We start from the raw sequence: 12080 nt of genomic DNA on the forward strand, positions 1-12080 counted from the left end.
TTTCAATTGTCCGCCACCGAGCAAGATTGGTCGTAAATTGCATTTTTGAAAATGTATGAAGTGGATATAAAGGCGCTATAGCCTAATTTGGGGTGGCACGGGAATGGAAAAGGAGGGGTAAACCGAGACAGTATGGATGGGGAGGGTGATTTTTATACTATGGAATTATGTGGAAAAATTATTTTAAGGCAGCTTTTCGAAACCTGAAAAGAAACAAAGCGAATGGCTTCATCAATGTAATAGGCCTTACCTTGGGAATTGCAGGAGCTTTGGTTATCTACACCATCGTCATCTATGAGACAGGATTCGATGCCTTTCACAGCAGATATGAGCATACTTACCGTTTGGTTCACCACAACCATACGGCCGATGGTACCCAATATTGGAATACCACTGCTTACCCATTAGCAGCTGCCCTGCGGGAAGAGTTTCCAGAGGTGGAGGTCACACAGGCTTCAGGACCGATTCAAGCTTATTTATCCACCCTTGATGAGAGGAAAGAGAAAAGGTTTCAGGAGGAAAAAATATGGTTTGTGGACCAACGATATTTCAACGTTTTTGACTTTGACCAGGCATATCCTTCCGGAGGGCTTTGGATAAGTGGAGATCCCGCCAAAGCCTTCGATGAACCCAATGCGGTTGTTTTAACTTTGAATGCAGCCCTAAAATATTTTCAGGAAGGGTCGGAGCGTCCCGATGAACTGCTGGGAAAGCCCCTCTTGCTCAATGACGAAAGCCTGTTGGTAGTCAGAGGCATCATCCAAAATCCGCCTTTTAATTCCAATATTCCCTTTGAAATCCTGCTGTCTTACGAGTATTTCTTAACCCATCATGGTCAACAGGCGGAAAGTTGGGAAGGGAATCATCAAGGCACCACTTATATGGTGTTGCCGGATGGTGCAGACCTGGATTCCTACAATTCCCAAATAGCATCGCTCAAGAAAAGGTATTTAAATAAAGAGGATGACGCGAGGATCGAATATCGACTCCAGCCTCTTTCCGAGGTGCATACCAATGCATTGTATGGGAGCAGTCCTGGAAGCTACATTATCAGTAAAGGGATAATTAGAGGCCTTGTATTGTTGTCAGCTGTCCTTATTTTGATAGCCTGTGTTAATTTTATAAATCTTGCCACTGCACAATCCTTGAAAAGGGTAAAGGAGATTGGTGTAAGAAAGGTGATGGGGAGTACCCGGAAGCAACTTTTCCTCCAGTATATGTGCGAAGCATTCGTGCTCACTGTCTGTGCCTTTTTCTGTGGTTTCTTTTTGGGGGATTGGGTAATCGGGGAAATCAACCGGCTTGTTGACTTTGCGGATTTTAGGTTTTCTATGGATTTTGGATTTTTATCCATTAGTCTGCTCCTGATTTTTGCCATCACTTTCTTAACGGGATGTTATCCTGCGCTGGTCATGTCAGGGTTTTCCCCCATATTGGCCATGAAAAACCAATGGGCAATCAAAAATAGGTTTGGATTGTCATTTCGGCATGGAATGATTGTTTTTCAGTTTTTTATCGCCCAGGCCTTGGTAGCGGGAACATTCGTTGTGGCCAGTCAAATGCACTATGTCCTACAGAAGGATCTAGGCTATCAAAAAGAAAACATCATTTCGGTGAATTTGCCGGATACCGATCAGGACAAAAAGAACGCAGTTCGCGAAAAGTTGCGGCAAAGGCCGGAAATCCAACAGGTTAGTTTTTCGTCTGGAGCTCCTACTACCCATGAAAGGCAGTTTGGTACCAGCTTTCGGCAATCCCACGAACCCCCTGAAATGAGGAGGGGGGCAGAGTTGAAGTTTATCGACAAGGAATATTTCGCTCTTTTCCAATTAAATCTATTGGCAGGGAAGGCGGAGGGGCAATACAATCCAACGCTTTCGGATGGGTTTTTGGTGAATGAGGCCTTATTGAAGCAGTTGGGAGTGGAAGCTGAGGAGGCCGTTGGGATGGAATTGCTGACCAATGAAGGAAAGGCGCCCATCATCGGGGTGGTGGAGGATTTTCACAACAATGTCTTGCAGGAGGAAATCATGCCGTGCATTATGGCTTTTTGGGGAAGCCATTTTCAAGATGAGGTCAACATCCTCTTGCGTGCTGATTTGGAGGACCCCTCTAAAGCCATAAGTCTCATCCAAAACGCCTGGAAAGAAGTATATCCCGACGCGGATTTTTCATTTGAATTTGTTGATGACCAATTGAAAAGGCACTACAAGGTAGAAACATATCTTTTTAATGCTTTCCAAATTGCCTCTGGCTTGGCTATTTTCATAGGATGTCTGGGACTATATGGGTTGGTGTCCTTGGTGGCTCAACAAAAGACCAAGGAAATTGGAATCAGGAAACTGATAGGAGCCTCTATTCCCAATATCGTAAGGCTGTTGTCTTGGGATTTTATGAAGCTGATATTTTTGGCCATTGGCTTAGCAACTCCGTTAATTTATTTCCTAATGGATAATTGGCTCCAAAACTTTGCCTATCAAGTTAAATTGGAGTGGTACTACTTTGCGGGGGCAAGTATGGTGACCATAGTCATAGCCTTGGTTACCCTGTCTTTTAAATCCATCAAAGCTGCCAAGATGAATCCTGTCTACTCATTGAAAAGTGAGTAGTTTTTCCATGTCCAATCTGTCTAAGAAGACTTGGATTTTCTATCTCTATATGGATTTCAAAGCTAATCATTCCCTTTTCCCGCTGAATCCCTTTTTGTTACTTGACGAAGGGAAATTGATTTTACTTTCTGGCCGCATTTTTTAATTTATTTTCCGATTCCTCTCCCATGACATTCTCCTTAATCCATCCGCTGATTTCTTCCAGAGCCACTACGGAAAAGGTTTCTTCCAGGAAATATACTTCTGGAAAGGTTCCAACCTCACAAGGCTGGAAAAAATGGTTGACGTTTTCGAGCTCGACCAATTTATAATTGGGATGCCCCAGTGACTCCAAGGTTTTCCTGAAGCCATCCAGATTTTGACCTGCCTCAATCTGCATATCCTTGTTGCCATTGAGCGCCAAAATAGGCATGTCCATATGGGGTAGGTATTGGTTGACATCAAACTGTAAAAAGTAATGATACCAATCTGAGGTGTGGCTTTCGATTTGTTCCCTTTTAAATTTCTCCTTACCCCCTTCAATAACAAATTCTTCATCGGGGACGGTAGCCATCCAGCTGTCGAAGAGCGTGTCCAAGGTGGCCTTAAGAGTTTCTTTATCGTCGATTTCCGCCATACTTCTATACACCCGCTCCCAATGGGCAAAATCCCTATCGTAATCCTCAGGAGCTTCATTTTCAAAAATCATTTCCAATTGCTTAAGGTCCATGTCCAGGTTGGAAACTCCAGGAGCAGCCAATAGCACCAGAAAACCTATATCTTCCCATGTCGCCACCAATGGAGCAATATTGCCGCCTTCACTGTGTCCTGCCAACCCTATCTGCTCGGCTAGGATGTTGGGATGGTTTTGGAGAAATTGCACAGCGCCTTGGGTATCTCTTGCATAATTTTCAGCAGTGGCAGGCCTAAACTTGCCTTTGGATTCCCCCGTGCCCCTATCATCATAGCGGAGCACCGCTATTCCGTTTCGGGTGAGGTGATCCGCCAACACCAAGAAAGGTTTGTGCCCCATAATTTCTTCGTCCCGGTTTTGGGCACCGCTCCCGGTAATGAGGACAACCGCAGGAAACTTTCCCTGTTCATCGGGCATGGTAAGGGTTCCTGCAAGCTCAATGTGTTCTTCGGCACTCAAGAAGCTAACATCTTTAGCATAATAGGGGAAAGGATGCTCTACGATTTGTGTTCGTCGGGCAAGCGGTTCCCGATGCCAGGTTAAAGGGCTTTGCGTGTCGCTTTCGATTATTTCCCCTTTGATAGTGGTACCGTTGATTGAGCCTATGAATTCATAGTCCAGGCCGCTATGCTTCAGGAATACCTGCCCGTCTTGAAAGGCTATGCTATCAAATCTTGTCCTGAATATGTTTTTCTCCGGGATATCCAGCAAAGCCGAATATCCATCCGATGCCTTCCTCACATCAAGCAGCAGGTGTTCCCTGTCCGGAAGTTGCCCGTACCAGTTGCCGGTTATTTCTTGTGCGTGAATTAATTGGGTGAAACTAAAAAATAGAAATAAGATAAGAAGCTTTGCCATCAGGGTCTGATAATTTTATAATTGCTAAATTAGTCAAAGTCTGTTATTGGAGTTTAGTTAGCATAAAAAATTTTCGCCATCTTGTCCTATATTCCTAACTTTTCTACACTAAAGGGCAGATATGAATCGGCAGCAGCTAGAACAACTCGTCAAATCCGTACACCAGGAGGCCTACATCTGGGCCCGGCAATGTTGTGGTTTTGACGAGGGAATGGCTCGTGACGTGTTGCAGCAGGCTTACCTTAAAATCCTAGAGGGCAAAACAGAGTTTTCGGAGAAATGTAAAGCTAAACCTGGCTTTTCTCTATCATCCGCTACACAGCTTCGGAATGGTATCGGCAAAACAGCCGACAAATGCCCTGGCTGGATGAAATGGATCTGCCAGAGCCCGAAGCTGTTCATCAAGCAGAAAACCACGAGGAAAAGAAAACAGCAGCTAATCCAATTGTAAAAAGGGCAGGTTTGTTCATCTTGTGAGTTTTAAAAAGCTAAATGCAAGGTTATTTTAATGTGTGGATAATTTATACAAAATAACACTCTTTCCCACTAAAGAATTAGCTATTTCATCTAAATTTCCGTCAAGAAAAATTCCTTAACTTTAATTAAGAGTTTAATACTCAGTATATTAATTTGTTCGCTTGCGAACAAAAATGAGCGGTTTTAATGAATGTTGGCTTTTCAAACAATGCCATTAAGGCAATTAGAGTCAATATTTGGGTGGCACGGGAATGGAAAGGAACATCAGCTTAAACAGTAACTTTTTTATTGAAAGAAACATATGTGGAAAAACTACCTGAAAATCGCCTGGAGAAATCTTTTTCGAAATAGACTGACCAGTATCCTATATGTTTCCGGATTGGGGATTGCCCTTCTTTGCGTCATGTTTATTGGGATTTATGTCCATCATGAGAAAAGCTTTGATCAATTCCTGCCTGAGGCTGATCTGATTTACCGGGTAAACATTGACGGCAAAATGGGTCCCGAAGAATTTGTGGGTGGAAATACGCCCCCTCCCGTTGGAAAGGCCCTTGTGAATAATTTTCCAGAAGTGGCAGACTATACAAGGCTGTATCTAAATTCGCCTGAATATGTAAGTTTTCAGGATGGTACCGATAACAAAATTTTTATGGAAACTAGGATGTTTTCGGTGGATACCAACTTCCTCAGTTTTTTCCAGTTCCAAATGTTGGAAGGAGATGTAAATAGCAGCCTTATACATCCCTATTCTGTGGTCCTGACAGAAAGTACCGCCAAGAAATATTTTGGAAATCAGTCTGCTCTGGGTAAGGAACTGCATTTTGACGAATGGAGCAAGCCTTTTTTGGTCACCGCGGTGTTGGAGGATTTACCTTCCAATTCATCCATTCAATTTGACCTGCTGATCCCCAATGAAGCCAATCCTGTGGTGCAGCGTTTTGATTGGAGTTGGGTGTGGCTACAAATGAATACATTTGTCAAATTACATCCTGAATCGGCCAATCCGGAAACGGTAGCCAAAATTGAGGCAAAGCTGCCTTCTATAGTGAAGTTGTTGGCAGCCGGGGCATTTGAGCGGATAGGGAAACCCTTTGATGAGTTTATAGCGAATGGGGGAAGGTGGGACCTTTTATTGCAGCCCATGGAGGATATTCATTTGGGATCCTCAGGGATTTTCAGCAATCAGATTTCCCACGGAAATGCAACTACGGTGAATGCATTTATTTTTACTGCACTATTGATTTTGGTGATGGCCTGTATCAACTGCATGAACCTGACCACCGCAAAGGCAATTCGGAGGAGCAAGGAAGTTGCAGTGAAAAAAGTATTGGGGTCAGCCCGCCAGCAACTTATAGGTCAATTTTTAGTAGAGGCAGCACTCTTTAGTTTTTTGGCATCCGTGACCGCCATTTTCATGATGGTCTATTTGCTTCCTTTTTTCAATCAACTGACAGGAAAACCCTTTTTAATCAATGACCTCTTCACTACAGGGCATCTTCTCGCATTTTTAGGGTTGTTTTTGGTCACCTCCCTGTTTTCAGGCCTGTATCCGGCATTTTACCTTAGTGGATTTAGGCCTATGACGATCTTTAAGAGAAATTCCAACCCCAGCAGTATCTTCAGTGAGCAGACAGCCAGAAATGGGCTTGTGGTTTTTCAGTTTGTGATCTCTACAGCCTTGATAATCTCTTCCATTGTGATTTTCAAACAGATCCAATATGCCAATCAAATGAATTTGGGATTTGATAAGGAACAGGTTCTGTTGCTGAACCAGGTGGAAAAAGCAGGGGGCAGCCAAGCGGTATTGACGGAGGAACTGAGACAAATGGCCGGGATCCAAAATGCCAGTCTCAGCACCGGAGTACCAGGAAAGAATACATATGGTGATTTTTATATGCCTATGACTTCTGAAGATGAAACAGACCTGGTTAAAGACTTGGCCTTGGGGTCATTTATGGTGGATGAGCAATATGTTACCACTATGGGTATGGAATTGCTTTTCGGTCGGGATTTTTCTTTGGATTTCAATGACTCCACTTCCGTCATCTTGAATGAAACAGCGATCTGGCATATAGGCTGGACGCCTGAAAGTGCTGTCGGTAATTATATTCAATACCCGGGCAATCGAAATCAAATGTTTGAGGTAATTGGGGTTGTTAAAGATTTTAATACCGAATCCCTGCATTCTCAAATCATGCCTTTCGGCCTGTTTCATTTTTCCTCAAAATCTTACTATCCAAGGCAACTTTTCATCACGCTCCGGCTAGAAAAAGGAAACTTGACGCCAATTTTGGAAAGCATTGAAGATAAATGGGGAACTATCGTTTCAACCCAGCCATATGATGCCACCTTTTTGGATGATGAGATTGAGGCCATGTATCAGTCCGACAGGCGTGCAGGGTTTACCTTCTGGTTATTTACAGTGCTTGCCGTATTGATCGGTTGCATAGGCCTATTTGGTTTGGTGATGGCGACCATTGAGCAGCGTGTAAGGGAGATAGGTGTAAGAAAGGTATTGGGAGCTTCTGAATTCCATATTGTCGGGATTCTCTCCAAAGACTACGTTAAGTTGGTCATCTGTGCCATCCTGATTGCCTCCCCTTTGGCCTGGTTTGCGATGGAGTATTGGTTGGAACAATTTGCCTATAAGGTCGAAATACAAATAGGCTATTTTGTGCTGGCATTCCTGGTGGCCATTATATTTTCTTTCCCAACCATCCTGGTGCAAACTTGGAGAGCTGCGATGTCGAATCCGGTGGACTCTTTGAAATCGGAGTGAGTGGTTTTAAAAAAAATCACCACAAACCTGCCAAATAATAGAGTAATCTGTGGTGAGTTATTAAAGATAGGGTCTACAATACATATTAAATCAATTTGATGAAACCGCTTCCATCATTTTCTCAACCTAAGGCTGTTACTGTTCTTAGAATAGTTTTGGGCGTCATTTTTATTAGTCATGGAGCAGCTAGACTGTACTACGGTTCAGTGGGGGATTTTGGTGGATTTCTCAACAGTCAAGGGCTTATAGTGGGAGACCTTATTGCTTGGACAGTCACAATAGGCGAAATCCTAAGCGGAAGCTTGCTCATTTATGGCTTATGGGTGAAATACCTTTCTCTATTCCATGCCTTGATCATAGTCGCGGGTATATTTCTTGTTCACCTCCCAAACGGCTGGTTTGTGGTAGGTCATGGACAAGGCGGGGTGGAGTATAGTGTTTTGCTCCTGGTTTCATTGTTGGTGGTATACAGTAGCCAGAGTGCTGAGCACTGAGCACTATGCTGTTCGTGATTTGCAATCTCGAACCTCAGATCGGGGGATTTGTAATCCCCATTCCAGTATATCAAATGATAATGCTTAATGAAAATCCCATTTATCCAGAATCGGTAGAAATAGAGGCAAAGCCTCAATTTTCATAGTCCCGAGGCGCAGCCTCGGGACAACGGGCAATTTCCGAAAAGCCTCAAAACGGCAAGAAATTACCTCCGTCCTGTAATATACTTAGTACATGGTGCATGGTACTTGGTTCGTGGTACATGGTACTTGGTTCATGGTACATAGTACTTTGTGCTATTTTTTAAGAAATCAAAAACATAATCGCAATAAAATGCGTCACCGTTCCAGCCAACACAAACAGGTGCCAAATTGCATGGGCAAAGGGCATGGTTTTGTTGGTATAAAATATAATACCTAAGGTATAAGCAATTCCCCCGGCACCAATTAGGCTCAGCTCCGTAACGTCAAGGCGGCTGACCAGTGGTTGAATGAAAAATACCGCCAACCATCCCATACTCAGGTAAAGGACCAGGGATAAAGTAGCAAACCTATGGGTAAAGAAAATTTTGAATACCACCCCCACTACGGTCAATCCCCAAATTATCCCAAAATAAATCCAGCCCAACATCCCACCCAAGGCAATTAGAAGAAATAGTATAGGTCCCTGCTATCAAGAAGTAAATACTAATATGATCAAAGGTCCTCAATAGCGGTTTAACCGTTGGGGACTGTATGGCATGGTAAAGGGTGGAAAATGTATAAAGCAGCAGAATGGAGGCCCCAAACATGCTGCAGGCAAAAACATGTACAGCCGATCCCTTGAGCACCGAGAAAGTGACCAACAGAGAGATGGCAACCACACTGAAAAGTATGCCAACCCCATGCGTTACACTGTTTGCAAACTCCTCCTGAAGTGACTGTTTTCTTTCTACCGGTCCGGCCATGGGTCAAAGATACCATTTACCGGCTCGTTAGTAAAAGCAAGAAAAAATTTTTCTACGGTGTGTCATATATTCTTAACTTTTAGACACTAAAGGACAGATATGAATCGGCATCAGCTAGAACAACTCGTCAAATCAGTACACCAGGAAGCCTACATCTGGGCCCGACAATGCTGTGGGTTTGATGGGAATATGGCCCGGGACGTATTGCAACAGGCTTACCTCAAAATTCTGGAAGGAAAAGCGGAGTTTTCGGAGAAATCCAAGGCCAAAACCTGGCTTTTCTCCATCATCCGCTACACGGCTTCGGAAGAGTACCGACAAAACAGCCGACAAATACCCTTTCTGGATGGAATGGATCTGCCGGAACCCGAAGCTGTTCATCAAGCTGAAGATCACGAGGAACTCCTGCAGTACCTGCCTGAAAGGCAACGGGAAGTATTGCTGTTGATATTTTACCATGACATGACCCTGGAAAAAGCCGCTTCTGTGATGGGACTGCATATTGGTACAGTCCGGACGCACTATGACAGGGGTAAGAAAAACCTGAAGAAACTCATTGAAAAGAAAAAAGCCCATGAAGACGCAAGATAGTGGAGAGGAGAGGGATCTAAAACTGTTCTTCTCTGAGCTGAAAAAACGGGATGAAAAGTTGTCCATTCCTGATTTTCCCAAGCCTCAAAAAAAGAAACACATTGGGTGGCTGCCGATAGGGATTGCAGCTACTTTCATAGCTTTGCTTTGGTTTTTTTACCCTACACCACCATCATCTCAAATAGAGGGAGATATCATCATTATCACACTCGTGGAAGGGGAAAACCAAGAGCAGGAGCTCCTAATAGAAAAAACTACCTATATGGATGTCTGGGAACCCCAGACCAGCAGTTTATTGACCGAATTTTAAAGCAAAATCTACCATGAAAAATCTAATTGTAATTGCCTTCGTATGCCTGACCGGATTTGCACAGGCTCAGGATCTTTTTCAGCAGTCGCTATTTTCGGCCGACTTGGTCATGAAAAACAGAGAGAAAATAAAGCTCTCCGAACAGCAGGCCGAGCGCATCAAGCGCATCCATAGCCGCAATGCCGGGGAATTCAGCAACTTAAAGTGGGATCTGGGTGCTGCCAACGAAAAACTTAAAGGACTCTTGGATACTGAAAAACCGGATGAAAAAGCTGTTATGAGCCAGATGGACAAGGTATTGGCCTTGGAAAATGACCTTAAAAAGAAACAACTCTCGACTTTGGTGGCCATTAAAAATGAACTGGATGCCGAACAGGTTAAGGAATTGGACGGTTTGCGAAAACCTGCTGCTTTTACTTACTCTTACGGCAATCTTAAGCCGGCCAAGCTTGTGGAGGGATCTCCAAGCATCAGTATTTCCGGTACGGCTGTTAGCGGTCAGCCTACTTATTATATTCGAACGGATGGGAAGATGAAGCGGGTACCTGGTATTGAAAGCATAGGCTCCGACAATATTCAAAGCATTGAAGTGCTCAAGGACTCCAAAGCCAAAGAACGGTTTGGTGAAGAAGGTAAAAACGGGGTAGTCATCATTAACCTCAAAGAAGAAAATCAGTAAAATTCCTGTCCTGCCATAAAACAATCCATTTTAATTTTCTACACGACAGCCTCCCCTAATACGGGAGGCTGTCAGTGTTTAATGCTGAATTGACCCCTCATTCGTTAATTATGGTTAACCTATCGACCAAGATTAGGAGAAATAGAAATGAAAAGATTATTTTTATTCACTTTAAATATGAGAAAATTCTATATCATTTTTTTGTTTCTTACCTGCCTTGGCCTGGCGATTTCCTATAAAATAAAGGATGATTATTATCATTTGCCTTATCCAAATGCAATAGAGTATGTAGTGGCATTCATTTTATTGCTTCTTACAGCGACCCTTTTCCTGTTTTCGACAGTCGTCAGTCCCATTTTTGATTAAATAATTGATTTTCAATTAAATCATAATTTTTAGTGGTTGACAATGGGTGTCCCAGCCTTCTTTTTCCTTATTTTCACCCATGTTTGTCCGGAAAAAACCCAATAAAAGCGGGAAAATCAGTGTCCAGGTAATCGAGAAAAAATCTGGTAAATATAAAGTCGTCAAAACCGTCGGCAGCAGCCCGGATTTGGACACAGTAGAAAGACTTGTCAAGGAAGGAGAACAGTGGATTAAGTCCCAACGTGGGCTACTGGAGCTCCCATTCAACAACGAAAAGCAGGCTGTTCAAAACGTTCTCGACAATATTGCGGGAATTACGGTAACCGGAACAGAGCTTTTATTGGGGAAAATTTTTGACATGATTGGCTTTAACGCTGTCAAGGATGAACTATTCAGGTGGCTGGTTTTTTCAAGGCTGTGTTTTCCGGGCAGTAAACTCAAGACCACTGAGTACCTCTTCAATTTCCATGGGCTTTCCATCGAGGTCCATGCCCTGTACAGGTATATGGACAAGCTGTACAACAATTATAAAGAAACCGTCCAGCTGATCAGCTTTGAGCATACCAGGAAAATACTCGGGGGATCGATCAATGTCGTGTTTTATGATGTGACCACTCTCTATTTTGAAATAGACCAGGAAGATGACCTTAGAAAAACAGGTTTTTCGAAAGAGGGAAAACATCAGAATCCACAGATCGTACTGGGCCTTCTTGTCGGGCTGGAGGGATATCCGTTGGCCTATGAAATTTTCGAGGGAAACAAGTTTGAAGGCCACACGATGATCCCGGTTATTGAGAAGTTCAAGACTAAATATAACCTGCCCGCCCCCGTCATCATAGCTGATTCGGGCCTGCTTTCAAAAAAGAATATTGAAGACCTCGTTGAAAAGGGATATGAGTTCATTTTGGGAGCCAGGCTGAAGACCGGCGGTAAGGGCCAAAAATCAAAGGTTCTTTCACTTGAGCTGTGCAACGGGGAGAGCACCATCCTGGATTGGGAAGAAGGGCTCAAAATGGTTGTCAGCTATTCTGAGAAGCGGGCCAGAAAAGACCGGTCCAACAGGGAAAGGGGCCTGAAGAAGCTGGAGAAGCAGCTCAGGTCGGGAAAGCTCAATAAATCGCACATCAACAACAGGGGCTACAACAAGTACCTAAAAATGGAGGGCGAAATCAAAATTGAGATCGACCGGGCAAGATTTGAACAGGATTCCAGGTGGGACGGCCTGAAAGGCTATATCACCAATACACGACTGGGGAAAGACCAAATAATAGAAAACTACAACAATCTGTGGAAAATA

10 protein-coding genes and 1 pseudogene are annotated in these 12080 nt (G+C 43.5%); 9 read left to right on the forward strand and 2 right to left on the reverse strand.

What is annotated here, in order from left to right; translation table 11 throughout:
- The first annotated feature begins 167 nt into the window (after positions 1 to 167).
- Entirely contained in the window at positions 168 to 2609 is a 2442-nt protein-coding gene (locus FPL27_RS06425) for an FtsX-like permease family protein (RefSeq protein WP_143960305.1), read from the forward strand.
- A 121-nt stretch (positions 2610 to 2730) separates the two neighbouring features.
- Here the strand turns inward: FPL27_RS06425 and FPL27_RS06430 are convergent, their stop codons facing one another.
- Positions 2731 to 4140, reverse strand: coding sequence for an alpha/beta fold hydrolase (locus FPL27_RS06430; RefSeq protein ID WP_143960306.1), 1410 nt, complete (start codon positions 4138 to 4140; stop codon positions 2731 to 2733).
- A 121-nt stretch (positions 4141 to 4261) separates the two neighbouring features.
- On the opposite strand from FPL27_RS06430, the gene FPL27_RS06435 reads away from it, so the two are divergent.
- From FPL27_RS06435 to FPL27_RS06445, 3 genes are all read left to right on the forward strand, one after another.
- A complete protein-coding gene (locus FPL27_RS06435; protein ID WP_143960307.1) occupies positions 4262 to 4591 on the forward strand; it encodes an RNA polymerase sigma factor in 330 nt (109 codons plus the stop codon).
- 327 nt (positions 4592 to 4918) lie between these two features.
- Complete coding sequence (locus FPL27_RS06440) at positions 4919 to 7396, forward strand: ABC transporter permease (RefSeq protein WP_143960308.1); 2478 nt, start codon at positions 4919 to 4921, stop codon at positions 7394 to 7396.
- A gap of 98 nt (positions 7397 to 7494) precedes the next feature.
- Positions 7495 to 7890, forward strand: a complete 396-nt coding sequence (locus FPL27_RS06445; RefSeq protein ID WP_143960309.1) for a DoxX family protein — start codon at positions 7495 to 7497, stop codon at positions 7888 to 7890.
- Positions 7891 to 8194: 304 nt separating this feature from the next.
- On the opposite strand, the pseudogene trhA reads toward FPL27_RS06445, so the two are convergent.
- A pseudogene (trhA, locus tag FPL27_RS20275) lies at positions 8195 to 8837 on the reverse strand (PAQR family membrane homeostasis protein TrhA).
- Between the two features lie 99 nt (positions 8838 to 8936).
- Between trhA and FPL27_RS06455 the strand changes: the two are divergent.
- The 5 genes from FPL27_RS06455 to FPL27_RS06475 form a co-directional block, all read left to right on the forward strand.
- Positions 8937 to 9428, forward strand: a complete 492-nt coding sequence (locus tag FPL27_RS06455) for an RNA polymerase sigma factor (protein WP_143960310.1) — start codon at positions 8937 to 8939, stop codon at positions 9426 to 9428.
- Positions 9412 to 9738, forward strand: a complete 327-nt coding sequence (locus tag FPL27_RS06460) for a hypothetical protein (RefSeq protein ID WP_143960311.1) — start codon at positions 9412 to 9414, stop codon at positions 9736 to 9738. Before FPL27_RS06455 ends, FPL27_RS06460 begins: the two co-directional genes overlap by 17 nt.
- 13 nt (positions 9739 to 9751) lie before the next feature.
- On the forward strand, positions 9752 to 10417 hold the full coding sequence (locus FPL27_RS06465; RefSeq protein WP_143960312.1) for a periplasmic heavy metal sensor: 666 nt from the start codon (positions 9752 to 9754) through the stop codon (positions 10415 to 10417).
- Positions 10418 to 10594: 177 nt separating this feature from the next.
- The gene (locus FPL27_RS06470; RefSeq protein ID WP_143960313.1) at positions 10595 to 10783 is read left to right on the forward strand and encodes a hypothetical protein; all 189 of its coding nucleotides are present in this window, start codon (positions 10595 to 10597) and stop codon (positions 10781 to 10783) included.
- 79 nt (positions 10784 to 10862) lie between these two features.
- A partial coding sequence (locus FPL27_RS06475) for an IS1634 family transposase (protein WP_221936579.1) occupies positions 10863 to 12080 on the forward strand: 1218 nt, incomplete at its 3' end.

This window comes from Litoribacter populi, from assembly GCF_007483685.1.
Lineage (GTDB): Bacteria > Bacteroidota > Bacteroidia > Cytophagales > Cyclobacteriaceae > Litoribacter > Litoribacter populi.